This is a genomic window from Pelomonas cellulosilytica, from assembly GCF_021353265.1.
In the GTDB taxonomy this organism is placed as follows: domain Bacteria; phylum Pseudomonadota; class Gammaproteobacteria; order Burkholderiales; family Burkholderiaceae_C; genus Pelomonas; species Pelomonas cellulosilytica.
Map to the genome: position 1 here is coordinate 1 of NZ_JAJTWU010000016.1, position 25,378 is coordinate 25,378.

At 62.4% G+C, this 25,378-nt stretch carries 21 protein-coding genes and 2 pseudogenes; 19 read left to right on the forward strand and 4 right to left on the reverse strand.

Going from position 1 to position 25,378, the window contains the following annotated elements; all coding sequences use genetic code 11:
• Positions 1-160: 160 nt before the first annotated feature.
• Both LXT13_RS26930 and LXT13_RS26935 read left to right on the forward strand, forming a co-directional pair.
• On the forward strand, positions 161-736 hold the full coding sequence (locus LXT13_RS26930) for a Maf family protein (protein WP_233375429.1): 576 nt from the start codon (positions 161-163) through the stop codon (positions 734-736).
• The gene (locus LXT13_RS26935; protein ID WP_233375430.1) at positions 733-1,500 is read left to right on the forward strand and encodes an SAM-dependent methyltransferase; all 768 of its coding nucleotides are present in this window, start codon (positions 733-735) and stop codon (positions 1,498-1,500) included. Before LXT13_RS26930 ends, LXT13_RS26935 begins: the two co-directional genes overlap by 4 nt.
• Here LXT13_RS26935 and LXT13_RS26940 read toward each other — a convergent pair.
• On the reverse strand, positions 1,497-2,969 hold the full coding sequence (locus LXT13_RS26940) for a DEAD/DEAH box helicase (RefSeq protein ID WP_233375431.1): 1,473 nt from the start codon (positions 2,967-2,969) through the stop codon (positions 1,497-1,499). The genes LXT13_RS26935 and LXT13_RS26940 overlap by 4 nt on opposite strands.
• Positions 2,970-3,008: 39 nt before the next feature.
• On the reverse strand, positions 3,009-4,100 hold the full coding sequence (locus tag LXT13_RS26945) for an MraY family glycosyltransferase (RefSeq protein ID WP_233375432.1): 1,092 nt from the start codon (positions 4,098-4,100) through the stop codon (positions 3,009-3,011).
• 102 nt (positions 4,101-4,202) lie between these two features.
• Here LXT13_RS26945 and LXT13_RS26950 point away from each other — a divergent pair, with 102 nt between their 5' ends.
• From LXT13_RS26950 to LXT13_RS27030, 17 genes and pseudogenes are all read left to right on the forward strand, one after another.
• A complete protein-coding gene (locus tag LXT13_RS26950; RefSeq protein ID WP_233375433.1) occupies positions 4,203-6,095 on the forward strand; it encodes an SLBB domain-containing protein in 1,893 nt (630 codons plus the stop codon).
• A 9-nt stretch (positions 6,096-6,104) separates the two neighbouring features.
• A complete protein-coding gene (locus tag LXT13_RS26955; protein WP_233375435.1) occupies positions 6,105-7,232 on the forward strand; it encodes a Wzz/FepE/Etk N-terminal domain-containing protein in 1,128 nt (375 codons plus the stop codon).
• Between the two features lie 63 nt (positions 7,233-7,295).
• Positions 7,296-7,640, forward strand: a complete 345-nt coding sequence (locus LXT13_RS26960) for a MarR family EPS-associated transcriptional regulator (protein WP_233375436.1) — start codon at positions 7,296-7,298, stop codon at positions 7,638-7,640.
• 54 nt (positions 7,641-7,694) lie between these two features.
• Positions 7,695-8,699, forward strand: a complete 1,005-nt coding sequence (locus LXT13_RS26965) for an FAD-binding oxidoreductase (RefSeq protein WP_233375437.1) — start codon at positions 7,695-7,697, stop codon at positions 8,697-8,699.
• A gap of 41 nt (positions 8,700-8,740) precedes the next feature.
• Positions 8,741-9,514 (forward strand): glucose-1-phosphate cytidylyltransferase, encoded by a 774-nt coding sequence (gene rfbF / locus LXT13_RS26970; RefSeq protein ID WP_233375438.1) that lies wholly within the window; start codon positions 8,741-8,743, stop codon positions 9,512-9,514.
• A 5-nt stretch (positions 9,515-9,519) separates the two neighbouring features.
• A complete protein-coding gene (rfbG, locus tag LXT13_RS26975; protein WP_419964720.1) occupies positions 9,520-10,584 on the forward strand; it encodes a CDP-glucose 4,6-dehydratase in 1,065 nt (354 codons plus the stop codon).
• Positions 10,581-11,930: a lipopolysaccharide biosynthesis protein RfbH gene (gene rfbH, locus LXT13_RS26980; protein WP_233375439.1), complete on the forward strand. Its 1,350-nt coding sequence runs from the start codon at positions 10,581-10,583 to the stop codon at positions 11,928-11,930. Before rfbG ends, rfbH begins: the two co-directional genes overlap by 4 nt.
• 76 nt (positions 11,931-12,006) lie before the next feature.
• Entirely contained in the window at positions 12,007-12,537 is a 531-nt protein-coding gene (locus tag LXT13_RS26985) for a dTDP-4-dehydrorhamnose 3,5-epimerase family protein (RefSeq protein WP_233375440.1), read from the forward strand.
• A gap of 3 nt (positions 12,538-12,540) precedes the next feature.
• The gene (locus LXT13_RS26990; RefSeq protein WP_233375441.1) at positions 12,541-13,404 is read left to right on the forward strand and encodes an NAD-dependent epimerase/dehydratase family protein; all 864 of its coding nucleotides are present in this window, start codon (positions 12,541-12,543) and stop codon (positions 13,402-13,404) included.
• Between the two features lie 3 nt (positions 13,405-13,407).
• A complete protein-coding gene (locus tag LXT13_RS26995) occupies positions 13,408-14,448 on the forward strand; it encodes a glycosyltransferase family 2 protein (protein WP_233375442.1) in 1,041 nt (346 codons plus the stop codon).
• A gap of 118 nt (positions 14,449-14,566) precedes the next feature.
• A complete protein-coding gene (locus LXT13_RS27000; RefSeq protein ID WP_233375443.1) occupies positions 14,567-16,300 on the forward strand; it encodes an ABC transporter ATP-binding protein in 1,734 nt (577 codons plus the stop codon).
• Positions 16,301-16,484: 184 nt separating this feature from the next.
• Positions 16,485-16,832 (forward strand): annotated as a pseudogene (locus LXT13_RS29065) (glycosyltransferase family 2 protein); the annotation flags it as partial.
• Between the two features lie 1,086 nt (positions 16,833-17,918).
• A pseudogene (locus LXT13_RS29070) lies at positions 17,919-18,116 on the forward strand (DapH/DapD/GlmU-related protein); the annotation flags it as partial.
• 34 nt (positions 18,117-18,150) lie between these two features.
• A complete protein-coding gene (locus LXT13_RS27015) occupies positions 18,151-19,389 on the forward strand; it encodes a glycosyltransferase family protein (protein ID WP_233375444.1) in 1,239 nt (412 codons plus the stop codon).
• The gene (locus LXT13_RS27020; RefSeq protein ID WP_233375446.1) at positions 19,386-20,720 is read left to right on the forward strand and encodes a hypothetical protein; all 1,335 of its coding nucleotides are present in this window, start codon (positions 19,386-19,388) and stop codon (positions 20,718-20,720) included. The genes LXT13_RS27015 and LXT13_RS27020 overlap by 4 nt, the downstream gene beginning before the upstream one ends.
• Complete coding sequence (locus LXT13_RS27025) at positions 20,717-21,817, forward strand: glycosyltransferase (RefSeq protein ID WP_233375447.1); 1,101 nt, start codon at positions 20,717-20,719, stop codon at positions 21,815-21,817. Before LXT13_RS27020 ends, LXT13_RS27025 begins: the two co-directional genes overlap by 4 nt.
• Positions 21,814-22,947 (forward strand): glycosyltransferase, encoded by a 1,134-nt coding sequence (locus tag LXT13_RS27030; protein WP_233375449.1) that lies wholly within the window; start codon positions 21,814-21,816, stop codon positions 22,945-22,947. Before LXT13_RS27025 ends, LXT13_RS27030 begins: the two co-directional genes overlap by 4 nt.
• A gap of 80 nt (positions 22,948-23,027) precedes the next feature.
• Here LXT13_RS27030 and LXT13_RS27035 read toward each other — a convergent pair whose 3' ends face one another.
• The gene (locus LXT13_RS27035) at positions 23,028-24,392 is read right to left on the reverse strand and encodes an MBOAT family O-acyltransferase (protein ID WP_233375450.1); all 1,365 of its coding nucleotides are present in this window, start codon (positions 24,390-24,392) and stop codon (positions 23,028-23,030) included.
• A gap of 15 nt (positions 24,393-24,407) precedes the next feature.
• On the reverse strand, positions 24,408-25,376 hold the full coding sequence (locus tag LXT13_RS27040; protein ID WP_233375451.1) for an SGNH/GDSL hydrolase family protein: 969 nt from the start codon (positions 25,374-25,376) through the stop codon (positions 24,408-24,410).
• Positions 25,377-25,378: the final 2 nt, after the last annotated feature.

The following is a 25,378-nucleotide window of genomic DNA, read 5'->3' on the forward strand; positions in this document are numbered from 1 at the left end:
TGGGGTCTGCTACCCGGCGCACCGACGCCTACCGGGACGGGACTCTCACCCGTTGGACATGCGCAGCATGCAGCAGCTCCTCCTCGCCCCGCGGGGTTCAGCTGAGCCTTTGCTTCGTGACGCGCCATCCCCCCAATTTTAGGCGGGGGACAATGTCTGGATGCCTTCGCTGATCCTTGCCTCGACATCCCGCTATCGCCAGGAGTTATTGGCCCGGCTGCGCCTGCCCTTTGAGGCGGTGGCGCCGGACGTCGATGAGACCGCCCTGCCCGGCGAGACACCGGCCGCGCTGGCCGAGCGACTCGCGCTGGTCAAGGCGCGCGCCGTGGCAGCGCGTTTTCCCGATGCCGTCGTCATCGGCTCGGACCAGGTGGCGGACCTCGGCGGCGAGGCCATCGGCAAGCCGGGAACGCACGACGCCGCACTGGCGCAGCTGCGCCGCATGAGCGGGCGCGAGGTCATCTTCCAGACTGCGGTAGCCGTCGTGGCGCCTGGGCTGGCCGCCATCGAACGCGCCGCCGTGCGCGTGCGCGTGCGCACGCTGACGGACGCGGCCATCGAGGCTTACCTTTGCGTCGACCAGCCCTATGACTGCGCGGGCAGCGCCAAGGTGGAGAGCCTGGGTATCGCGCTGCTGGACGCCGTGGAGTCCGATGACCCGACCGCGCTGATCGGCCTGCCGCTGATCCGCACCTGCGCGCTGCTGCGCCGCGCCGGCCTGGAGCCGCTGGCATGAGCGCGCGACGCGGCCGCCTCGTGCTGATGCCCAACACGCTGGACTTCGGCGTGGACGACACGCTGGACTTGCGCGAGACGCTTCCACAGCGCGTCATCGAACAGGCCGCCCGCCTGACGCACTGGGCGGCCGAGAACGCGAAAACGACGCGGGCGCTGCTCAAGCGCGTCGACGCCATCGCGCCGCTGGCCCAAGCGCTGCAGACCGTTCAGATCGCCGAACTGCCACGCCCACCAAAAGGCGGCAAGCCAGCAGGCGACGACTCGGCCGCCTGGCGCGCGCTGCTTCAGCCTGCTCTGGACGGCCATGATCTGGGCCTGATCTCCGAAGCCGGCCTGCCGGCGGTGGCCGACCCCGGGGCGCGGCTTGTGGCGTTGGCGCATGAGGCTGGCATCGAGGTGCTGCCGCTATCGGGCCCGAGCTCGCTGATGCTGGCACTGTCGGCCAGCGGCCTCAACGGCCAGAGCTTCGCCTTCGTCGGCTATCTGCCGGTGGACGGCGGCGCGCGCAGTGCGCGCATCCGCGAGCTGGAGGCGCTGTCCGTCAAGACTCAGCAGACACAGCTGCTGATCGAGACGCCCTACCGCAACGAGGCGCTTCGCCAGGCGCTGCTGGCGACGCTGAAGCCCGCCACGCGCCTGTCGATCAGCGTGGGCCTGACGCTGCCCGGCGGCTGGACGCAGACCGCCACGGTGGCCGACTGGCGCGCAAACCGCACCACCCTGCCCGACCGCATCCCGGCGGTCTTTGCGCTGCTGGCCTAGCTTTCGGCGGGCGCCGGCTTCTTGGCGCCGAACAGCGCCGCGACCTGCTTCTTGGGCTTGATGTAGCTGGAAAGGCCCTTGACCGGCGCTGCAGCCTTGGCCTTCTCCCAGGCCGGCGGCTCGTCGCGCGTGCTGGCTTCGTAAGGCTTGTCGAAGAACGGGTCCGCCGACTTGACCGGCGCACGCAACGCAGGCGGCGCGACGCGGACAGGACGGTCCTCACGCTCCACTCCCTCGTCGCGAGGGCGCCGGTCATAGCGCGGGCGCTCCGGCGCGACCTCGAAGGTGTCGAGTTCAATCTTGCGCTTGATCAGCTTCTCGATGTCGGCGATGAGCCGCGCGTCCGACTTGGTCACCAGCGTGACGGCCAGACCCGAGGCACCCGCACGGCCCGTACGGCCGATGCGGTGAACGTAGTCCTCGGCGTTGAAGGGTACGTCGAAGTTGAAGACGGCCGGCAGGTCGGCAATGTCCAGCCCCCGCGCGGCCACGTCGGTCGCGACGAGCACGTCCATCTCGCCTCGCTTGAAGGCGTCCAGCGACTTCAGGCGCTCGTCTTGCGACTTGTCGCCGTGCAGCGCGGCTGTGCGCAGACCGTCCCGCTCGAAGGCGCGAGCCAGCCGGGCGACGCCCAACTTGGAATTGCCGAAGACGATGGCTTGGCGGATCGAACGCTCCTTCAGGATCTGCTTGATGATGGCGCGCTTGTCATCGTCCGTCGCGGCGATGAAGCGTTGCTCCACCGTGGAGGCCGTCTGGTTGGGGCGCGCCGTCTCGACGAGGATCGGATCCTGCAGATAGCTCTGCGCCAGCCGCTTGATCTCCGGCGAGAACGTCGCCGAGAACAGCAGCGTCTGCCGCTGCTTGGGCAGGAAGCTCAGGATGCGCTGCAGGTCAGGCAGGAAGCCGATGTCCAGCATGCGGTCGGCCTCGTCGAGCACGACGTACTCGACCTGGTTCAACACGCAGTTCTTGGCCTCGATGTGGTCCAGCAGCCGGCCAGGCGTCGCGATCAGCACCTCGACACCCGCCTTCAAGGCGGCCGTCTGCGGCTTCATGTCCACGCCGCCGAAGACGACGACAGAGCGCAGCTGCGTGTGCTTGGCGTACTTCTTGACGTTCTCGGCCACCTGGTCCGCCAGCTCACGCGTCGGTGCCAGCACGAGGGCCCGCACCGGGTGACGGGCAGGAGACACGCTCGGGTTCTCGTGCTTGAGCATGCGCTGCAGCAACGGGATCGAGAACGCGGCCGTCTTGCCGGTGCCCGTCTGCGCAGCGCCCATGACGTCACGGCCTTGCAAGACGATCGGGATCGCCTTGGCCTGGATCGGCGTCATTGTGAGGTAGCCCGAGTCGGCCACCGCGCGGATCAGCTTGGGGTCGAGGGGAAGTGTGTCGAAACGGGCCGGGGGTGCTGGCTCGGTGCTCGCATCAGCGGGCGGGACTTGCGGGGAAGCGGGTTCGCTCATAAGCCGAGGATTATCGCCCGCCCGGCGTTGCAGGTGTCTTCAGCGATTGACGACCAGCCACCTGGGCGTCTTGAAGCGCACGATGCGGCGGTAGAAAGCCATGTAGGTGAGCGCAAACAACACCATGCAGGCGGCGATCAAGGGTGTCGAATCCCAGAACGCCAACGCAGGCACCAAGGACGTGATGCACAGCATCCACAGGTAGGGCGCCGTCATGGAGTTGCGGCGCGTCATGGCGCGAGCATCCCGGGCGCCGATGGCCCAGCGCATCAGGCGGCGGTAGATGAGGCTGTGAAGGTGGATGCCGTCGGGCAGACCCGTTGGCACCGAGCGGACGACCTTGCGGCGGTACATCGAGAACACCGTCTCGAAGACCGGGTAGATGCAGACCATCAGCGGGAACAGCGGCGAGACCTCCGGGTTCCGGGAGATCAGCAGGATGCCGATCTCAGCCAGATAGAAGCCCAGGAAATAAGCGCCGCCGTCACCCAGGAAGATCAGCCCGGCGGGGAAGTTCCAGACGAAAAAGCCGAGGGCCGCACCGACACCGGCCAGCGCCCATAGCGTCAGCGGGATGTCGCCGACCTGGTAAGCCACATACGCGAAGACGAGCAGCATGAGGCTGACACACATCGACGACAGGCCATTGAAGCCATCGATGATGTTCACGGAGTTGGCGACACCAGCGACGGTGAGGATCGTTGCGAACCAGGCGCCAACCGCTGTCGACACCAGCAAATCAAGACCAGGAATGTCGGTCTTCGTGATGGTGGCGTTTAGCAGCCAGATGCCCAAACCTGCCGAGACACCGGTCGCAAGCAGTCGCTTGGCGGGGGAGACGCGCTTGGTGAGGTCTTCAACCAGCCCGGCGAGAAACGCGGGTAAGCCGCAAACGATGAGCAGCGCCCCCAGCTTCCAATCAGCATGCCGGGCTAACGCTGCAACGCCCACACAACAGAGCAGCCCCGTAAACATGCCCACTCCACCTACCCGAGGAACAGGAGCGGCGTGAAATTTCTGGGGACCTGAGAGATCGGTATCGGCGGAGAGATGCCCGTGGCTGCGCGAGGAGTGAATAACGAGCAGCGTTACCGCTGCAGCCACGAAGAAGGACACCAGGAGATAGAGCATTGAACTGGGCAGTTTACCGAGCGCCGCGTGGGCGAATGACAACGCCGCGCCTCTAGAATTCGCGTCCTTCCGCACGTCGCCCGCATCTCGCGGCGCGCCGCCATGCCGATCAACCGACTGGTATCTCACTTGCGCTGGCATCCCTTTCCTGTCCTTTTCGCGGCGGCATTGCTCGCCAGCACCGCGCCGGCCTTCGCGGCATCTGACACGACGACAGACGCCAACAGGCTGGATTCCGCGGCGACCGGCCCGGTGCGGCTGGGGCCAGCGCAGCCGCGCTCGTCGGCGTCAAGCGATGAGTCAGTCCGCGACTCGGTCATTGACGACGGCGTCCAACGTCCGGTGATTTCCGCCAAGGCGGCGGCGCCGAGTGAGTTCGAGGCCTATGCCAGCGAAATGGCTGGCGTGCCTATCCAGCGTCTCGGCAGCGACCTGATGCTTCCGACTCGAGGCATTGCGGCGATCGAAGCGAATCGCCAGGTGCCGCCCGACTACATCGTCGGGTTGGGCGACGAGATTCAGCTGACGATCTGGGGTTCCGTCGACGCGGACCTGAGGCTGACAGTCGACCGCGCCGGTCGCATCGTGATCCCGCGTGTTGGACCGGTCGTGGTCGCCGGCGTGCGCCATGCAGACCTGAACGAGCTGCTGACGCGCCGCGTTGGGCAGGTCTTCAAGAACTTTCAATTGAGCGCCACGCTTGGTCGCCTGCGGAGCATCCGTTTCTACGTGACGGGTTTTGTCGAGCGCCCGGGTGCCTACAGCGTTAGCAGTTTGGCGACCGTCATGACTGGCTTGGTGCAAGCAGGCGGCCCCGCCAAGGCTGGCAGCTTCCGCAACATCGAATTGCGCCGCAACGGTCAGACGGTAGGTCGCTTCGACCTTTATGACCTGCTGGTTCGCGGTGAAAAGAGGGGCGATATGTCGCTGCAGGCCGACGACGTGCTCTACGTCGGCCCCATAGGACCCCAAGTCGCGTTGATTGGCAGCGTCAACCGCCCAGCGATCGTGGAACTTAAGGGCAACGAGACGGTGAACGACGCAATTGGCTACGTCGGAGGCCTGTCGACGGTCGCCGACATCCGCCGCGTGGCCGTCGAGCGTCTGAGCGAGCGCAACGACCGGCGCGTGGTGGAGCTAGCCCTGCCTCAGGACGGCAGCCAGCGCATGAATAATGGCGACATCGTCCGCGCCTTCAACAGCGTGGCAGCCGCACTGCCCCAGGCCAAGCAATACAAGCGTATCCGCGTCGAGGGCGAAGTCGGCCGGCCGGGCGACTACGTGCTGCCGCCGACCAGCACTCTGGTGGATGCGGTGCAGGCGGCTGGTGGGCTGACGGCGCAGGCTTATCTGTTCGGAACGGACCTGTCGCGCGAGAGCGTGCGCAAGGTGCAGGAGGCGCAATACGACCGCGCGTTGAGAGATCTGGAAACTGACTTCACCCGCAACGCGTCGACACAGAGGGTCAGCAACGCGGAGGACGCCGCCGCCGTGGTGCAGAAACAGGCTGGGACAACCCGACTGATCGAGCGCCTGAGGGCCGTCCGACCGACAGGACGCGTGGTATTGGACTTGACCAACTCTTCCCGTGAGGTCCCAACGCTCATGGTCGAAGACGGGGACCGGCTCTATATCCCGGCTCGTCCCAATACTGTCGGCGTGTTCGGAAGTGTCTTCAACGGTGGCAGCTACCTGCTCAAACCGGGCAATTCGCTCGAAGACATCGTCAAGCTGGCGGGCGGCCCGACCCGCGGCGCCGATACCGCCAGCATGTTCGTGCTCAGAGCCAATGGCAGTGTCGTCAGCGCCCGGCAGTCCAGCAGCGGTTGGTTGAGCGGAAATTCGTTGTCCACTCTGGCCGCATTGCCTGGAGACACGGTGTTTGTGCCGGAAGAACTGAACAAGACCACCTTCATGCAGGAAGCCAAGGACTGGACGCAAATCCTCTATCAGTTCGGCATCGGCGCGGCTGCTTTGAAGACGATTAAGAACTGAGTCCCGGTAATGCAGCAAACCCTGGATCGAAACGTGCCGCATGCGGCGGACATTGAAGAGTCCGACATCAGCCTTGGCGAACTGGTCCCCATTGTCACGGCGAAATGGAAGCAGCTCGTTGGCGCCAGTTTGGCCGTCGGCGCGGTAGCATTGGGCGTCAGCTATCTCATTCCTCCGACCTTTACGGCAAGGACGATGTTCTTGCCGCCGCAACAACCACAGAGCGCGGCAGTCTCTGCGCTTGCGTCGTTGGGAGCGCTGTCCGGTCTGGCCGGCGGTAGCCTCGGAGGTGTCAAGACGACCGCCGATCAATACGTGTCGCTGATGCAGAGCGTGAACGTGCAGGACCGGCTGGTTGACCGCTTCAAACTGATGTCGGAGTACGAGTCCAAATATCGGTTCGAGGCGCGCAACAGGCTGACGCAGAATGTGCGCATCACCCTAGGCAAGAAGGATGGCCTGATCACGGTCGAGGCGGACGGTAGCAGCCCACAACTGGCAGCCGACCTCGCCAATGCGCATGTCAGTGAACTCCGCCGGCTAACAGGCGAGTTGGCATTGACCGAAGCTCAACAGCGTCGAGCCTTTTTTGAGGCTGAACTCAAAAAGACGCGCGACCAGCTGGCACATGCCCAGCAGGACCTTCAGCAAAGTGGCTTCAACCCAGGCGCACTCAAGACTGAGCCAAAGGCGGCGGCAGAAGCCTACGCTCGCATGAAAGCCGAGGCGACCACGGCTGAGGTCAGGCTGCAGACGATGCGCCGCTCGATGGCCGAGTCTTCGGCCGAAGTGCAGCAGCAACAGACTCTGCTGGCCGCGCTTCGCACCCAGCTGACGAAGCTGGAGAGCGCCGATCGCCCGGACGCGAGCGATGCTGGCTACATCAGCCGCTACCGTGAATACAAGTATCAGGAGTCGCTGTTCGAACTGTTCTCTCGGCAATTCGAGGCTGCGCGACTCGATGAGAGCAAAGAGGGAGGACTCATCCAGGTTGTCGACGCCGCAACACCGCCCGAATACAAGAGCAAACCCAAACGAGCTTTTATCGCTGTAGGTGCAGCCGTTGCCGCAGGGCTGCTGATGACGGTGGCGGTCGTCTTTCGCCATTTCAGGATCAAGTCCAAACCGTCCGCCTAAGGCTTGAGCGCTCGCGGCACTCCCGGCCTCCAAGGCGCGCTGGTATAGTTCTGCGTTCATCACATGAACGCAGACAAACCCCCCGAGGAGACGGATCTTGAGCTGTTGCGTCAGATCGACGCACAGCAGGCGGATAGCCAACGCGACCTGGCCGAACGCCTGGGCATGAGTGTCGGCAAGATCAACTACTGCTTACGGGCTCTGGTCGATAAGGGCTGGATCAAGGCCAACAACTTCAGGCGAGCAGACAACAAGTGGGCTTATCGGTACCTGCTGACGCCCACCGGCGCGCGCGCCAAGCTTCAGTTGACACGCGAGTTCCTCTCTAGAAAGGAACTCGAATTCGAGCACCTGCGAGCCGAAATAAACAGGCTGAAGCACGAGGTTGACGTCGAGACCCGGTCATGAATGCCCTTGCTTTTTCCTTCCGACGACTTCGCGCGCACGCCTAGAACCGCGTGAATGCCATTGAAGATGCACACGATTACCACTGCCAGCGGACGCAGCTTTGAGGCTCGCTCTGACGAATCTCTGCTTGACGCAGCTTTGCGGCAGGGGATTGTCTTCGATTACAGCTGCCGAACTGGCCGCTGTAGTTCATGCAAAGGCCGCGTGCGCGCCGGCGAAACCCGCGCGATTCACGATGAATTCGGTCTAAGCGCCGAGGACAAGGCCCATGGCTTCATCCTCACTTGTGTTCGCCAGGCCCAGGGTTCGGTAGAACTGGAGATTGACGATCTAGGCGACGTCGTGCTGCCGGAAGCAAAGACGCTACCGTGCCGCATTCAGTCCATCGACCCCCTGGCTCACGACGTTATGCGAGTGACGCTCCGCCTACCGCCGACTTCCGCGCTGGAGTTCTTGCCTGGCCAGTATGTCGACATCATCGGTGCCGAGGGCCTGCGACGCAGTTACTCGATCGCAAACGCGCCCCGCGCCGACAAGCAGATCGAATTGCACATCCGAGAGGTCACGGATGGTGCGATGAGCCGCTACTGGTTTCAGCAGGCCAAGATCAACGACCTGTTGCGCTTGCGTGGACCGCTCGGGACCTTCTTCCTGCGCGGGCAGGCGGGCAAGGATCTGGTGCTGATGGCAACCGGGACCGGCATCGCGCCAGTCAAGGCTATCCTAGAAAGCTTACCTAGCCTGCCAGCAGACATGCAGCCGCGCAGCGTCTCCGTTTATTGGGGTGGACGCCACCCCCAAGACCTGTATTGGCATCTTGCCGAACGGCCGGGATTGCGATTCGTCCCTGTGCTGTCTCGTGCTGGGGGCGACTGGGCAGGTGAGCGTGGGCATGTACAGGACGTGATGCTGCGCGAGCACGTCTACCTTGCAGACACCCTCGTCTATGCCTGCGGCTCTGACGCCATGATCCACGGCGCTCAAGCGCAACTTCACGCCGCCGGCCTGCCCGATAGGCGATTCCATTCCGACGCCTTCGTGTGTTCGGCCGCAACCTGATCGTCGACGTTGTCGACCTACCGCTCCGATAGGACCTTCCCATGAAAGCAGTGATTTTGGCCGGCGGCTTGGGAACCCGGCTTAGCGAGGAAACCTCCACACGCCCTAAACCCATGGTCGAGATCGGCGGCAAGCCGATTCTGTGGCACATCATGAAGATGTATTCACATCACGGAGTCCGAGACTTCGTGATCTGCTGCGGCTATAAGGGTTACGTCATCAAGGAGTATTTCGCGAATTACTTCCTGCACATGTCTGACGTCACCTTCGATATGCGCAACAACCGGATGGAAGTCCATCACAAGCGGGCCGAGCAATGGAACGTCACGCTGGTGGACACAGGCGACGAATCGATGACCGGGGGACGCCTGCGCCGAGTCGCCGACTACGTACGCAATGAAGAGGCGTTTTGCTTCACCTATGGCGACGGGGTGAGTGACGTCGACATCGGCGCAACCATCGAATTTCACAAAAGCCATGGCAAGGCTGCGACACTGACTGCCACCTTTCCGCCTGGTCGCTTCGGCGCCCTCGACATCCAAGGGCAGCAAATCAAGCAGTTCATGGAAAAGCCCAAGGGCGATGGTGCCATGATCAACGGCGGCTTCTTCGTGCTCTCGCCGCGTGTCCTTGATTACCTGGAAGGCGACGCGACAGTATGGGAGCAACAGCCCCTGCAGCGCTTGGCCGAAGATGGCCAGCTGATGGCTTATGAGCACCATGGCTTCTGGCAGCCGATGGACACCTTGCGCGACAAGCATCTGCTCGAGGAACTGTGGGCTTCTGGCAAGGCGCCCTGGAAGACTTGGAAGTGACGCGCATGGCACAAATCGATCCCGCGTTCTGGCTGGGCAAGCGAGTCCTACTGACTGGCCACACCGGTTTCAAGGGCAGTTGGCTGAGTCTATGGTTGCAGTCAATGGGAGCGACGCTCCGTGGCCTCGCGCTCACGCCACCGACCGATCCCGCGTTGTTCGATGTGGCCCGCGTGGCTGAAGGTATGGAGCACCGCGTCGCCGACATCCGCGACTTTGGCGCAGTGAAGGCGCACGTGGACGAATTCAAGCCGGAGATCGTCATCCACATGGCCGCGCAACCGCTCGTGCGCCTGTCGTATCACCAGCCCGTCGAGACCTACGCGACGAACGTGATGGGTACGGTGCATGTGCTCGAGGCGGCGCGCCATGCCGGCTCGGTAAAGGCCATAGTCAATATCACAACCGACAAGTGCTACGAGAATCGCGAGTGGGTTTGGGGCTACCGGGAAGACGAGCCGATGGGCGGCCACGACCCCTATTCCAACAGCAAGGGTTGCGCTGAACTGGTCAGTTCGGCCTACCGCAGGTCCTTCCTGAAAGAGGCTGGCATCGCGATGGCAACGGCACGTGCCGGCAATGTCATCGGCGGCGGCGATTGGGCGCTGGACCGATTGATCCCGGACATCCTGCGTGCACTTCAGCAGCACGAGGCCGTGCTCATCCGCAACCCCCACGCCATCCGCCCGTGGCAACACGTGCTGGAGCCACTGTCCGGCTATTTGTTGCTGGCAGAGCGTCTGTATACACAAGGCCAGTCTGAGGCGGAAGGCTGGAACTTCGGTCCGCGCGATGAAGACGCGCGTCCCGTTCAGTGGATCGTCGAGCACCTGTGCGAAACGTGGGGTGACGGCGCCTCCTGGACGCTGCAACCCGGCAATCATCCCCACGAAGCCAGCTTCCTCAAGCTTGACATCTCCAAGGCGCGACAGCGCCTGCAATGGGCCCCGCGCTGGTCGCTCGAGACCGCGCTGACCCGCATCACCGAATGGCACCAAGCCTGGTTGGCCGGCCAGGACATGCGCGCCCTCTGCCTGAACCAAATATCTCAATACCAAGCTAGCGCATGAGCACCACCATCAATTTTCAGCCGCAGCTGGACAAGCTGCGCAATCAGATCAGCGAATTGGTCCAGCAATACGCGGACATCGCGTACGCCCCCAAGCCCTTCGTCCGGGGCCAGTCCCCGGTGCCTGTCTCCGGCAAGGTCATCGGGGCCGGCGAATTGAAGATGATGGTCGACGCCTCGCTCGACGGCTGGCTGACCACGGGACGCTTCAACGCCATGTTCGAACAGCGCTTGGCGCAGTTCCTGGGCGTGAAGTACCTGATCACGGTGAACTCGGGCTCGTCGGCCAACTTAGTGGCGTTCTCGACGCTGACCAGCCCGAAGCTAGGCGACCGCGCCATCAAGCCGGGCGATGAAGTCATCGGCGTGGCCGCCGGCTTCCCGACGACCGTCAACCCGATCGTGCAATTCGGCGCAGTGCCGGTATTTGTCGACGTCGACCTAGCCACTCACAACATCGACGCCTCGAAGATCGAAGCGGCGATCTCGCCCAAGACCAAGGCCATCATGCTGGCTCACAGCTTAGGCAACCCGTTCAACCTCGATGTGGTCACCGCCCTGTGCAAGAAGCACAACCTGTGGCTGGTCGAGGACTGCTGCGACGCGCTGGGTGCGACCTACAACGGCCAGATGGTCGGCACCTTCGGCGACATCAGCACGCTGAGCTTCTATCCGGCGCACCACATCACGATGGGCGAAGGCGGGGCAGTGTTCACCAACAACGCCGAGCTGAAGCTGATCGCAGAATCCTTCCGCGACTGGGGCCGTGACTGCTACTGTCCGCCCGGCAAGGACAACACCTGCGACAAGCGCTTCTGCTGGACCAAGGAACAGCTGGGCGGCGACCTGCCCGACGGCTACGACCACAAATACACCTATAGCCACCTAGGCTACAACCTAAAGATCTCAGACATGCAGGCCGCTTGCGCTCTCGCGCAGATGGACCGTGTCGAGGAGTTCATCGCCAAGCGCCGCGCCAACTTCGCCTACCTGAAGGCCAAGCTGGAGAGCGTCGCCGAATTCCTGCACCTGCCGGAAGCGACGCCGAACTCCGAGCCGTCGTGGTTCGGCTTCCCGCTGATCGTGAAGGACGCCGCCGGCGTGAAGCGCGCGGACCTGATCAACTTCCTCGAGGAAAACAAGATTGGTACGCGCCTGCTTTTCGCCGGCAATCTGACGAAGCAGCCCTACATGGCCGGTCGCAACTACCGCGTCAGCGGTGAACTGACCAACACTGACGTGGTGATGAACCGGACCTTCTGGCTGGGCACATTCCCGGCGCTCGGCGAAGAACAGCTGGACTACATAGCCGCCAAACTCGAAGAATTCTTCGGCGTCAACTTCTGATCTCCGCCGGACGGATCCAGGCGCAAGCCTCCTATCGCTGCCGCACCGGGATATTCGATAAGAACTGGATGACCACGTGAAAAGCTCAGTGACAGACCTCAGTGGAATCAAGAAGATCTGGTTCACGCCGTTCGTCGATTTCCGGGGAGACCTGCTCAAGATCTACCGCCGGGAGATCTTCCAGGATCTTCTTCCCAACGTTGAGGAAATCTATCTGAGCCGCAGCGATAAGGGCGTGATCAGAGGCATGCACTACCAGCTAGGAAGCAAGGCTCAGGACAAGCTGGTGTACTGCATCACTGGCCGCATGCTCGACGTCAGCATCGATCTTCGCCCGGACGGCAATCTGGGCCTTGTGCATGTCGAGGAATTGATCGGCGGCGGGAAATCGGCGCTGCTCATCCCAGGCGCGTTCGCTCACGGCGTCATCGTCCTAGAAGATCACACGTCCTTCATCAGCATGAGTCCACAGCCCTATTCGCCAGGGGACGAGCGCGGCATCCGCTGGGATACGCTGGGCGTCGACTTCGGGCTCGAGCGGCCAGTGGTCACCGCAAAAGACCAGGCATGGCCGTCTCTCGACGAAGTAGTCAGTCAACTGAAGTAAATGATGAAAACCTACGTCATCGGCGCCAGTGGGTTTCTTGGCAGCCACCTGTCGACCTGGTTCGATACAAAGGGAATCGTGCGCAAGGCGCCTTCGTATCGGGACGCGGACCCGCAAGGGTGGCAGGAGGACGTCCTGGCGGATCTGAAGGACTTCTCGCCCGACTTGGTGCTCGTGCCCGGGGCGTCGCAAGCCATGGGCGACGATGCCAAGGCGCTCCATGCGCTGGTCGCGTCGAACTGCGTGCTCCCCTGCCTCGTAGCGCAACACCTGCTGGAACATCTGCCGGCGAGCCAGCTCGTCGTTTTCGGGACTTCTTGGCAATTCGCGGACTCGAGCCGCTATAGGCCCTTCAATCTCTATGCCGCCTCGAAACAGGCGGGGCAGGATCTGTTGACGCATTACGCGCTGCGCGGTCTGAAGATCCTTCAGCTAATCATGTTCGACACCTATGGCGAGGATGACGTGCGGCGCAAGCTGCTCAGGATCCTGCAGGATGCATGCGCACGCGATGAGGAGATCGGTACCACGCCGGGTGACCAGGAGATCGACTTGGTGCACATCGACGACGTCTGCGCGGGCGTCGAGGCTGCGATCCAGGATCTGCGACAGGCCGACCCATCGGAGGGTCTGGTCGTCCGGGGACTGGGATCTGGAAAGCCCATCACGGTCAAGGCGTTGATCGCCCGAGTCGGGGCGAGTGCAGGCAAGCCGCTGCGCGCCAAGATCGGGGAGCGCTCCTACCGTCCGCGGGAAGTCATGCAGGTGTACCGAGACTATGCCCGCCCCTCCGGATGGTCGCCCCAGCGGACGGAGTTCCACGACGAGTCCGATCCGGGCACGCCGGGCGACACCGTGACTCCCTGAGCGATGACGACCCTTCATCGCCGTGGCGCGTCACTGCTGACCTTCTGCATCCCGACCTACAACCGGGTCGGTTCGGTAGTGCCGCTGGTTCGCCGAGTGCTGGAATGCGACAGCGACGAGATCGAGATCGTCGTCGCGGACAACTGCTCCACCGACGACACCTTGGCCCAGCTCGAGTCCATCGGCGACCCGCGTCTGGTGGTCCTGCGAAACACAGTCAATCGGGGCGCCCTCTTCAACCAGGTCAACGTGCTGTTGCAAGGCTCCGGCATCTACAGCGCGCTGCTGCTAGACAAGGACTCGGTCGATCCTGCGATCTTGCCGGCCTTTCTCGATTTCCTGCGACGGGAATCTCCGTCGACGGGTTATTGCGAATACCACCAGCCTGTCGGTTCGCCCGTGCGTCGCTTCCAGCAGGGCGCTGACGCCCTGAAGGGAATGGCTTACAGCTGCCATCACCCGAGCGGCTATTTTTTCCGCAAGGCCGATCTCCACGACATCCGCATCGTCGAACGATTCAGCGAGCATGCCGTTGTTGGGAACTTCCCGTTCGAGTTCATGCAGGCGGAACTCGCCATGCGTGGGCCGGCGGCTATCTTCCAGGAGCCGGTCTTCGTTCCTGAATCGCTTGCGGGCGCCAAGGCGGTCAAGTCCTTCACTATCAACGCGATGAAGGAAGATGCGTTCTTCTCGCCGAAGGGTCGCCTGAACACCGCCGTGCGCTTCTCCGCCCACATCTACAGCTTGCCGCTCCCGCGGGAAACCCAGAAGCAGCTGGTGTTTGACCGCTTCGCTCAGGGCCTGTGGCTGTCCACCGTCGGATACCGATCGGTCATGGCGAACGAAGCCATTTGTGAGCACTACCACATTGCTCCACGGCGCGTGAGTAGGCTTGAGCTAATCTCGATCGCGACGACTTACCTACGGGATTTCGTTGCGCAATTGAAGAGCCTACGACAGGGCGTCGACCACCCCGACAGCGGTGACCTTCTCCTGGACACGGTGCGGCGCCTGGTCCGACGCGTGGGTCGCGGAATCACTTGAGCCGCGCCAATTCCACTATCGACTGCCCGCCCCCCGGTACCGCGCCAAGGTCCATTCTGGTCCAACCCCATCCCGCATGAAGCTAAACGAGTCCTCGACCCCTCATTCCCTCACCGGGATGATGATCCGTCTCTGGCGAGCGATCGAACCGCGCCGGCGACAGCAGTTCGTCGGCCTGTTGGCGCTTATGTTTGTGGGCTCGCTCACCGAAGTCGTAAGCATCGGCGCGGTCCTGCCGTTCCTTGGCGCGCTGGCCAGCCCTGAACGCGTGTTCGAACAACCGGCCTTGAAGCCGATGCTACTGGGCCTCGGCGTGACGTCCGCTCAACAGGTCATCCTGCCGCTGACCATCGCATTCTGCGCGGCCAGCTTGCTCGCCGGCGGCATGCGAGTCCTGGTGTTGCGCCTGTCGTTAGGTTATGCCTTCGGCCTGGGCTTGGATCTCAGCACCGAGGTCTACCGCCGCACGCTGCATCAACCCTATGCCGTGCATGTCGCACGTAACAGCAGCAAGGTCATCAACGGCATCGCCATCAAGACCAGCGAAGTCATCTTCTACGTCATCGTGCCAGCAATGACCTTGGTGAGCGCAGCGCTGATGTCGCTGGCCATCATCGCGACCTTGGCCAATATCGTGCCGCTGACGGCCCTCGCCAGCTTCGCCGTGTTCGGCGTTCTGTATGCCGCCATGGTAAAGCTCCTGCGTCGGCGGCTTAAAGACAATAGCGAAATCATCTCGCGCGAATCGACTCACGCCATCCAGCATCTGCAGGAAGGTCTAGGCGGCATCCGGGACATTCTGCTTGACGGCACACAGGAGAGCTTTGTCACCAAGTTCCGCAGGACGGATGTTGCCCTGCGGACGGCACAACGCGACAACAGCTTCGTCAGCTTGAGTCCGCGCCACATGATGGAATCCGCAGGCATGGTGCTGATTGCGCTGATCGCCTACGGTTTCACCCAGAGCGGCGCAGGCGTAGCCGCGGTGATTCCTATGCTGGCGGCATTGGCGCTGGGATTGCAGCGTCTGCTGCCCGCGCTGCAGCAGTTGTACCACTCACTGTCTACCATCCACGGCGCGGAAGACTCGTTGCGCGAAATGCTCCATTTACTTGACCAGCGGCTTCCGGCAGAGAAGGCGGCGACCACGGAGCGGGCGCTTGGATTCGAACGCGAAATCCGGATGCGAGGGCTGGGTTTCCGCTACAGCGAACAAGCGCCCTGGATCCTCGACGACCAGGACCTCGTTATCAGCAAAGGGGCCCGCGTCGGCTTCGTCGGCGAAACCGGCAGCGGCAAGAGCACCCTGCTGGACATCATCATGGGTCTGCTGCACCCCACACGCGGCGAGTTGCTGGTCGACGACATTCCGGTCACTGAAGCCAACGTGGCGGCCTGGCGCCCCCGTATAGCGCATGTGCCGCAGGACATCTTCCTCACCGACGGCACGGTCTGGGAGAACATCGCATTCGGCGTTCCCCGCGACCGCATCGACGAGGCTGCTGTCCGCAACGCTGCCTCGCTTGCTCAGATAGGGCCGACGATCGAGAGTTGGAGTCAGGGCTTCGATACGATCGTCGGCGAACGAGGCGTCCAGCTGTCCGGCGGACAGCGTCAGCGCATCGGCATCGCACGTGCGCTTTACAAGCAGGCAGACGTCTTCGTGTTCGATGAAGCGACCAGTGCACTCGACTCCGCGACCGAGGAAGCAGTCATGAGGGCCATTGAGCAGATGGACAAACGTATCACGATCCTCATCATTGCGCACCGCCTCACGACCTTGAAGAACTGTGACCGGATCGTGGAACTGAAGCGCCCCTCAGAGGAGATTACATTGCCGGCCGCCGGCTGACCATGCCGCGCGTCTCTTTCCAGTCGTCGATTGCCGCATGCGCTGCTGATCTCAGCGATCTGCGATCGCTCGCATCTTCCGACCGTCCGATGAACGCGACCGCCTACGCCGGCGTCACGAAGCAGTCATCGCTGTCCCGGGCCAAGCTGACGTGCAATCGCTACGCGAGCCACCCGACAACAACATGAGCAAACTCCTCACCGTCGTCATTCCGACGTACAACCGCTGCGATTACGTACGGCAGCTCGTGCCGGCATTGTGCGCCGAGGTAAGCGCTTGTTGCGATCTTGTGGACATCGTCGTCAGCGACAACGCCTCGACAGACGACACGGCGGCCGCCATGGCCGCTCTTCAGACGGAGGGCTGCAGGTTTCGGTACCTGCGACGCCCTGTCAACATCGGGATGGACGGCAACTTTACCGAGACGCTCGCGATGGTCGAGACCCGCTACTGCTGGCTGCTCGGCGACGACGATGTCCCGGTGCCCGGGACCCTGCAGAGCGTGGTCGGCACGCTGTCGCAAGTCCAGCCGGACATCCTCTACCTCCGCAGTGCGTGGTTCCCGAATGCATTCGAGGCCAGCCTCTCTGATGCGGATACGACGATCCCGTCGGAGCCGATCGATGTCTTTGAGTTCACCCGCCGCACGAACTACTGGCTCACCTTCATCTCGTCGGTGGTCTTCGATCTTGCTCGCTACAAGTGCATCGCCCCGCACGGGCCGACGGCGGAGTTCCGTGGAACGATGCTTCCCCAGCTCCATTGGGTGTTCCTGCTGCTGAGGCATGGCAGCAAGTTCGCCATCAGCAACTGTGCCGTCATCAAGGCCACAGGCAATAACAGCGGCGGCTACTCTCTCACTCAGGTCTTCGGCGTCAACCTCCCACGGCTCGTGGATGCCAGCTTCGGCCCGGCCTCGAGGCTCGGCTGGATCATCAAGCAGAGCAACGCGCTGTCCAACCTGCCGCGCCTGCTTCACACGGTGCGCTTCGCTCACCTCGGTGACTTCAAACTGGAGTCGCTGCCGCCTGAGTTCCTTGGGAAGGGCGACGGCCTCGACCCGACAAAGGCGCTGTACCGAACCATCCTGACGGGCGCTCCCGCCGCTGCAAACCTGGCCCTCCGGCTGCTCCAGATGCGAGGCAAGGTGCTGTCGTGGCGACTGGCGGTTCGGGCCCGCCTGAGGCGGGCGCGGTTGCGCAGCCAGCGCATCGTCGACGGTTTGCGACGCCGGACTGCGGTCGCGCTCGCCTGGATGCGAGGGGTCTTCTGGAGCCTGCGCAGCGGGAGCGCCGAACGACACCCGGTCTTCATCGGCTCGCAAGGCCAGTTCCTGGGCCTGCGCGGCGTGCGGTTGCATGGCCGCCTGACCGTGGGCATCCGTTGCCGCATCGAGCTCTACGAACGGTACTCAGACCAGCGTTTCCACCCCCTGCTCTGGATCGGCGCGAACGTCTCGATGGAGAACGACTGCCACATCGGCGTCACCAATCGTGTCGAGTTGCACGACGGCGTCATGCTCGCAAGCCGCGTCTACATCTCCGACCACGCGCACGGCGACACCGGCGAATCGACCCTGCGCACAAGGCCCGTGTTGCGGCACTTGCATTCGAAGGGCCCAGTTATCATCGAGCGCAACGCCTGGATCGGCGAGGGTGCGGCCATCCTGCCGGGTGTGCGCATTGGCGAAGGCGCCATCGTAGGGGCCAACGCGGTGGTCACCCGCGACGTCCCTCCAAGGACGGTAGTTGGCGGCGCACCCGCTCGCATCATTAAGACCGCCTCGGGTCTTGCATCCCTTCCCGAGCGACCCTGACCTCATCACAGCCAGAGCGCTTTCCGACCTGCACATGAACGCGGCCGTTTTCACCATCTGCTCCCGAAACTATCTTGGCCAGGCCTGCACGCTGATGCAGAGCGTGCGTACCCATGAGCCGCACGCAAAGCGCTACATCGTCATCGTCGACAGGAAGTCGGAGCTGCCGCCCCTGGAGCCCGGGCTGGGGGAGATCGTCTGGGCAGAAGACTTGGCAATCGCGGACTTCGAAAGAAAGGCGTTCATATTCGATGTCTTGGAGCTGAACACTAACGTGAAGCCCAGCGCATTCCTGCACCTGCTAAAGGCGCACGAGCGTTGCGTCTACATGGACCCCGATACGATCCTGTACGACGCTCTGGCACCGGTCTGGAAGGGTCTCGACGATGCCAACGTCGTCCTCACTCCTCACACGATCTCGCCCCGCGCAGGTCTCGATTGCCCCTGGGAACAGGACTTGTTGCGCTACGGCGGCTACAACCTTGGCTTCGCTGCGGTGCGTCGATCGGACGAGTCCGTGCGGATGCTGCGCTGGTGGGAAGACCGCTGTCTGACCCGCGGGTTCCACGCCCCCACGGAAGGCTTCTTCGTCGACCAGAAATTCATGGACCTAGCGCCCATGTTCTTTGACGGCATCAGGCCGCTTCGCCACCCGGGATTGAACGTCGCCTACTGGAACCTCCATGAGCGCCCGGTGCGCTCGGCGGGCCCCCGCTTCTTCGTGGGGGACGAGCCTCTCATCTTCTGCCATTTCAGCGGCTTCGTGTTCGAGCCGACGGAGGAGGAGCGCGACCTGATCACAAAGTACCCCTGTGACCTGACTTTGGCGAATCGGCCGGAGTTGCGCCGGCTTTGCGACGACTACCGGCAGCGGCTCAAAGACAACGGGCACGCGACGCTGAAGAAGATTCCCTACACATTTGAGCGATTCGACAATGCGCGCGACATTCCGAAGGTGGTCCGTCGGTTGGTCGCGATCGGAACCCTACAGGCCGATACGACCTCGCTGTTCCGCAGCGACAGCGCTTTCTACGGTCAACTTGATCGCCTGCGGCTGCTGCCCAAGCCTCGAGCGGGCAGCGCGGGTGCCGTCAGAACGATCAAGGCCAAGCAGGAAAAGCAGGCAAGGTTCGCCGAGCGCTTGATGCGCCGGCTTATGCTCTTGATCGGCGTGAGCCGCTACGAGAAAGTCCTGCGTCTGCTGGAACGGCTGGCGTCGCCGTTCAACCAGTCGTTCCTTGTACCCGACTCCGAACGCAAGCCGGCACCATGATGACGGCCGCGCCAGCAGCGGCGCTGGAGCCGCCACAGCATCCGGCAAGCCGAGATCGCCGCACGACGGGAGGCTTCTCGCGTCTTTACGCGACCGGCTTGGCGCTGACCGCGTTCGGCGCGGTCTATCAGCCGTCGTTCCTGGGCTACCTCGCGGCCTCGCCGGGCGTGCTGCTGATCGCGATTAGCCTTTTGATGCTGGCGCCCCTGCGCAGTTTGCGCGACCCCAGCGTGCGCGACACACGCCGCCTCCTCGCGTGGGGCCTTGTAGCTTCGGTGCCGTCGGTCCTCTTTTTCGGCGTCAACCCGGCCTACCTCGCAAAGACTTTCACCCTCCTGATCCTGAGCACGATCTGGCTGAGCCCCCTGCTGTGCGTCCCACGCCTGCACAAACAGCACCTCAGCAACGGGCTCGCCGCTGCGCTGGTGATCTGCGCCATCGGCTACCTGGTCGGCGACGTCTTCAGGGGTAGCCTTCCCTCGTTCTTGAACGGCCTGATCTTCGGCGGCGACTACGCGAACTACGAGATCCTGCGCCCGCGTGCCTTCATGCAGGAGAACTCACACTTCGCGACTCTCGTGGGACGCTATCTGATCGCCTTCTTTCTGCTGTACGAGGCGAATCGGCGCTACAGCGCTAGGCGTCTGGGCTGGTTCATCGCTTTGCTGACTCTGCTGCTCGCAGTCCTCGACTCAAAGGGTGCCGCCATCAGCGCCTTGGCGGCGGCTATTGCCGTGGGCATGACCCGCAAGCTGCTGCCCTTTTTCATCCTGCTGCTGCCTCTGTTTTCGTGGCTGGTACTGAAACAGGTAGACGTGGTGCTCATCGACATCGAGAACTTCACCTCGGCGTCGACCCGCGCTACCCTGCTTCTGAGCACCCTCGCTGGCGCTGCATGCAATCCGCTGGGCTACGGCTTCTACGGCTTCTACGGTGCCGTACAGGCCTTCGGCGGCTGGTCAATGGACTGGCTCGGTGAGCGCGTTCCGCTGTTGCTGACGGAGGTGGCGGACATCGTCGAAGAACTCAACAACGTGTCCACGAAGTCCACGCTGATGGACTTCACGCTGATCTTCGGCGTACCTTTCCTATTCATGCTGTGGCGCCTCGCCAAGCGCTGCCATCTCTCCGACCCTCGCGCCAAGGCGGCGCTTGTCTACACGCTGCTGTCGGCCATGTCGACCAGCGGGCATGAGTCGATCTCATGCTTCTTGATCCTGGCCATCTTGGTGCGTTGGTATCCGAAGAGGTCCCCAGACGGCCGGCTGAAGCGCGCCCCGAAACCTTGTCCTCCGGCACAGCTCTCGCTCCGCGCTTCACGGCCAGCATGAAGATCCTCTTCATAAACACCTACGACCCTGCCACCGAAAAGCACGGCGGCGGCGCCGTCAGCCGCTCTGAACTGAAGGCACTCCAGGAGATGGCTGAGGTAGAGACGCTGTTCGGCGCACCGCTGGCCGTGCGACGGCATCAGCTCTCCTATACGCGGCTGGCGCTCGAAGTCCTCGCTGGCAAATCGCTGAAGCTTGCGTCCTACCGCGTGCTACATCGACCTCCATCATTCTTCGCCGACTTCGATCTCATCTGGTGCAACCACGACTACTCGGCGTACGACCACCAGACCTTCGAGGCGCTCTGCATACCCTACATCGTGCGCAAGCACAACGCCGAACATAAGCTCGTTACAGGGAGCGACGTGCTGAGCCGCCTCGAGCGGCAGCGAATCGCCCGCTTTGAGGAGCGCATCGCGCGCGCCGCCGAGGCGACTTTGCACATCTCGTCAACCGAGTACGCCGACGACCACGTTAGCCAGCGCAAGTCGTGGCTGCCGCCGTTGCTGGAAGAGCCACTGCAGTTCGCAAGGACGGCTGTGCCATACGACTGGCGGTCTCGCCCGATCGACCTCTTGTGCGTGTCCAACTTCAATTGGCCGCCCAACAAGCAAGGTATCGAGTGGTTCCTGTCCCAGGTCATGGACCGTCTGCCGGCCTCATACACGTTGCACTTGGTCGGCGCAGGTAGCGAGCGCTATCAGCGGGCGGGGCGGGTAATCGGCCACGGCTTCGTGCCAGACCTGAGCGGCATGCTTGCTAGCGCCAAGTTGTTCGTAGCGCCAGTTTTGAGCGGTGCGGGCGTCAAGATAAAGAACGTCACGGCGATGGCGGCGGGGCTGCCGCTGCTCACGACCACGTGCGGCATGGAAGGCATCCAGGACCCGGCAGCGGCGCCGGTGGCATGCGTAGCCGACGGAGCCGACCATTTTGTGCGTGAAGTCACCCGGGTGCTATCCAACGAAGCTGTCTGCACCGCGCTCAGCCGTCAGAGCCTCGCGTGGGCTCATTCACATCTCATCTCACTCGAGACTTGGCGCTCAAGAGCCAGTGACGCCATCGAGCTGGCTCTCTCCTCTCGCCGTACGCGACCTTGAAGACACTTCAGCTGACTAAGTTCTACCCGCCAGTCTTCGGCGGCATCGAGACCGCCACCTATGAGCTTGCCGAAGGCTTGGTCTCACGTGGACATCCCACGGACGTTCTTTGCGCGAACACCGAGCGCCCCACTGTTCGCGACCGCTTTGGTCCCGTAGCGGTTACTCGCGCCGGTTCGTACGCGAAGCTTCTGTCGACATCGATGGCGCCCGCATTGATCACCGAGCTGGCAAAGGTGCGCAAACAGTACGAGATCGTGCATGTGCACCTGCCCAACCCGATGGCGAACGTGGCGTTGCAGCTGGCGCGGCCCAGCGCAAAGGTCGTGCTCCACTGGCACAGCGACATCATCAGTCAGACCCGAGCCCTCAAGCTGTACGAGCCGCTGCAAGCTTCAATGCTCCGCCGGGCCGACGCAATAATCGCAACCTCTCCGCCGTATGCCGATGCGTCCCCCTGGCTCGATGCTTACCGGGACAAGGTGCATGTGGTCCCGCTAGGCATCCATCCGCAGCGGCTTCGTCAACCGGCCGACGCGCTCATCGCCGCGCGTGCCGCGCTTCGTCGCCGGACCGGCGAGCGTCCCATCATCTTTTCGATTGGTCGGATGGCGACCTACAAGGGCTTCGATATCCTGATCGAAGCAGCCCGTTTGCTGGATCCGGAAACTCTGGTGCTCGTCGGAGGGGGCGGAGAACTGCTTTCCGCACACCAGCGAAAGGTTCAGGAACTGGGGCTGGCAAAACGCGTGATCTTCACAGGCCGTCTGTCCGACCTCGACGTCGCTGCACACATGGCCGAGGCATGTGTGTTTTGCTTACCCTCGACAAACCGCGCGGAAGCCTTCGGCATGGTCCTGCTGGAGGCCATGCTAGCGGGGCTGCCGATCGTCGCCACGCAAATCACCGGCTCCGGCGTGCCGTGGGTGAATACTCATGGCGAAACTGGCTTGAACGTCGCGGCAAGCGATCCGCAGGAACTAGCAGCGGCCTTGCGACAACTGGTCGCCGATCCGACATTGGCCCGCCGCATGGGGGCCGCAGGTAGGCAGCGATTCGAGTCACGGTTTACCGCGGATCGAATGGTCGAAGAAACCATTGAGGTGTATCGGCACGTGCTAAGCGCCTAAGACCGCAGATCAACAGCGAGTCTTTACTGCCGCTGGGCAGCCGGCACATGCTTCTCCCGCGAGGGCGGTCGAACCTGTGTCTAGAAGTCGAAGTAATAGAAGTTGGCCGGCTGGATGGACGCAATTGCCATGCACCCGAGGCACAAAACTATCAGCACTGGTGCCAGCACCGTTCGAGGGATTCTGGCAGCCCAGGAACGGACGACATCTGCCCGATCAAACGGATGAAACGCGAGTGCCCCCAGTCCGATGAAAACCGGCACCGTCGCAGTATCGGGCCACGTGCTCCAACCACCGCGTGAGAAGCTACCAAAGATGATGTCGTGAGCCACTTCTAAAGAAGGTGATCGGAATATAACTGCAAGTAAACACCAAGTGAGGAAAGTGAGCGCAACACACACCCAACGCCTGAAACCGACCGCGCTTGCAGCGAAGGCGCCGTAACCGGTCATGCTTTCCAAAGCTCGAAGCAGCCCATGCGCTAGGCCCCAGATTACAAACGTCCACGCAGCACCATGCCAGAGCCCAGAAATGCCCATGGTGAGAATAATTGAAAGGTGCCGAAAGTGTTTGTGCAGCGGGGTGTGCAGTGGCTTGAAGACGTAGTCTCGCAACCATAGGCTCAGCGTCATATGCCAGCGCTGCCATAACTCACCCATCGACGCTGCAAGATATGGTGAGCGGAAATTCTCCGGAAATGAGATGCCAAGGACACCGGCCAGAGCAATAGCCATGTCGGAATAAGCACTGAAGTCGCAATAAATCTGGATAGAAAATCCGAACATGGTCGTCACGGCCTCCCACGAAGACAGGCTGGCGTGCGTCGCATACATTTTGTCTACATAGGCGCCTATTGGGTCCGCGACCAGGACTTTCTTGAGAATGCCAACGGTGAATAGAGCCAAGTTTGGCATGATTGCCGCGCGGCAAAGCGCCATCCTTGGCAACTGTGGAATTATATGACGGGCCCTAAGTATTGGGCCGGCTATAAGGTGTGGGAAGAATGTAATGTACACCGCGGTGGGCCAGAACTCCGGCGGCCGTTTGGCGGGTTGCCGCGCCGTATCGACGAGATAGCTCACGATCGTAAATGAAACAAAGGACAGGCCCAGCGGAAGCGTCCACGCTAGACGAGGCGTATCGACCCCAAGTAAGCCTTCTATGGTTCCCAGGATGAAATCCGCGTACTTGAAAAGCACCAGCGGCATCAGGGACACCACTACACATGTCGCAAGCCAACGTGGATTACGCGATACCAGTTTGAGCATTAACCAGCAAGCAATCACCATCCCCACCAGCAGAAGCACACTTGGCGGGTACCACCATGCGTAGAAGATCAGGCTCGCGAAAGTGACAAAGCGAAGCTTGAGTCGGACCGGCAGAATCGTGAGTAAACCGCAGAAGACAAGAAAGAAGACGAGAAACGAGGGCAGCTGAAACAGCATCGACTATCGCCTCCGCTATTGAGACAAATGCGGTCGCAGCATCTGCGTCATCACTCGAAACGCCTTGGCGTTCGGATGGACATCGTTGCGTGCAACCCAATAGCTCTCAGCCGGATCCTTTTGCAGGTTTTCGAGAGGATCCATGAATAGCCAGCCACGCTTTTCGCTTTCGTGCCGCATCGCCGCTGTCATAAAGCCGAACTGATAAGCACTAAAGTCATGGGGCTCGGGAACCAGCATGACTAGTACGCGGTAACCGTATTTTTGCTGGTTGGATTTCAAAGCGTCGAGCGCCGAGTTCATGGCATCCCGGCCCGGCCCGTCGCTCCAGACTTTTCTGTACCCTTCAACCAGACCCGCCTGACCCGGCGTATTTGCCATCGCTATTTCGACGAACGAGACGAGTAAGGCATAGGCTTGGCTGTGCCTAACGAGCCAACCCGCCTCGCCGGCATCCTGCAGAGCGGGCGCTCGCGCAGTGGCCAAAACGATGACGGCTTCTGGACGGATCCGGTCTGCATAGCGCAGCCAATTGGCAACGATCTGGGACATGTTCATATTGCCAACGCCCGTGGTCATGACTTCCGCGCCGTCACCCAACTGCGCTGCAAGTTGAGCCCGCAAAGTTTCGGCTTCCGGCAGGCCCCAACCCATCGCCGTCGAGTCTCCGATGAGCACCACCTTTCGCTTACCTGCAGTGTCCAAGTCCGGCTCGGGACCACGCATGCCCAGCGAATTGATTGAGACATCCACGCCCTGCAGTCGTGCCGAAGCGCCGGGTATGTGCTCATGACCAACTGCCGGATCGGCGCTCTTGCGCTTCAGCAAGGTCGCATAGCGCCACATTTCGATCAGATAGTTCTGGTGGGAGGAGGTTGCCACCCGGACGAGCCCTTCAATGGCGGCGCTGGCCATCAGCAGCCCCAAAAGCACGAGGCCCGCATTCGTGAGCGACGCCTTAAAGGGATATTTCAGTCGGCTCATGA

What these genes read in the sequence shown, in the direction of transcription:
- rfbG (WP_419964720.1), top strand. Translation starts at nt 9,520, where the DNA reads ATGGCACAAATCGATCCCGCGTTCTGGCTGGGCAAGCGAGTCCTACTG.
- LXT13_RS27025 (WP_233375447.1), top strand. Translation starts at nt 20,717, where the DNA reads ATGAAGATCCTCTTCATAAACACCTACGACCCTGCCACCGAAAAGCAC.
- rfbH (WP_233375439.1), top strand. Translation starts at nt 10,581, where the DNA reads ATGAGCACCACCATCAATTTTCAGCCGCAGCTGGACAAGCTGCGCAAT.
- LXT13_RS26955 (WP_233375435.1), top strand. Translation starts at nt 6,105, where the DNA reads ATGCAGCAAACCCTGGATCGAAACGTGCCGCATGCGGCGGACATTGAA.
- LXT13_RS26930 (WP_233375429.1), top strand. Translation starts at nt 161, where the DNA reads ATGCCTTCGCTGATCCTTGCCTCGACATCCCGCTATCGCCAGGAGTTA.
- rfbF (WP_233375438.1), top strand. Translation starts at nt 8,741, where the DNA reads ATGAAAGCAGTGATTTTGGCCGGCGGCTTGGGAACCCGGCTTAGCGAG.
- LXT13_RS26945 (WP_233375432.1), bottom strand. Translation starts at nt 4,100, where the DNA reads ATGCTCTATCTCCTGGTGTCCTTCTTCGTGGCTGCAGCGGTAACGCTG.
- LXT13_RS27040 (WP_233375451.1), bottom strand. Translation starts at nt 25,376, where the DNA reads ATGAGCCGACTGAAATATCCCTTTAAGGCGTCGCTCACGAATGCGGGC.
- LXT13_RS27015 (WP_233375444.1), top strand. Translation starts at nt 18,151, where the DNA reads ATGAACGCGGCCGTTTTCACCATCTGCTCCCGAAACTATCTTGGCCAG.
- LXT13_RS26935 (WP_233375430.1), top strand. Translation starts at nt 733, where the DNA reads ATGAGCGCGCGACGCGGCCGCCTCGTGCTGATGCCCAACACGCTGGAC.
- LXT13_RS27000 (WP_233375443.1), top strand. Translation starts at nt 14,567, where the DNA reads ATGATGATCCGTCTCTGGCGAGCGATCGAACCGCGCCGGCGACAGCAG.
- LXT13_RS26965 (WP_233375437.1), top strand. Translation starts at nt 7,695, where the DNA reads ATGCCATTGAAGATGCACACGATTACCACTGCCAGCGGACGCAGCTTT.
- LXT13_RS27020 (WP_233375446.1), top strand. Translation starts at nt 19,386, where the DNA reads ATGATGACGGCCGCGCCAGCAGCGGCGCTGGAGCCGCCACAGCATCCG.
- LXT13_RS26995 (WP_233375442.1), top strand. Translation starts at nt 13,408, where the DNA reads ATGACGACCCTTCATCGCCGTGGCGCGTCACTGCTGACCTTCTGCATC.
- LXT13_RS26990 (WP_233375441.1), top strand. Translation starts at nt 12,541, where the DNA reads ATGAAAACCTACGTCATCGGCGCCAGTGGGTTTCTTGGCAGCCACCTG.
- LXT13_RS27035 (WP_233375450.1), bottom strand. Translation starts at nt 24,392, where the DNA reads ATGCTGTTTCAGCTGCCCTCGTTTCTCGTCTTCTTTCTTGTCTTCTGC.
- LXT13_RS26960 (WP_233375436.1), top strand. Translation starts at nt 7,296, where the DNA reads ATGAACGCAGACAAACCCCCCGAGGAGACGGATCTTGAGCTGTTGCGT.
- LXT13_RS26940 (WP_233375431.1), bottom strand. Translation starts at nt 2,969, where the DNA reads ATGAGCGAACCCGCTTCCCCGCAAGTCCCGCCCGCTGATGCGAGCACC.
- LXT13_RS26950 (WP_233375433.1), top strand. Translation starts at nt 4,203, where the DNA reads ATGCCGATCAACCGACTGGTATCTCACTTGCGCTGGCATCCCTTTCCT.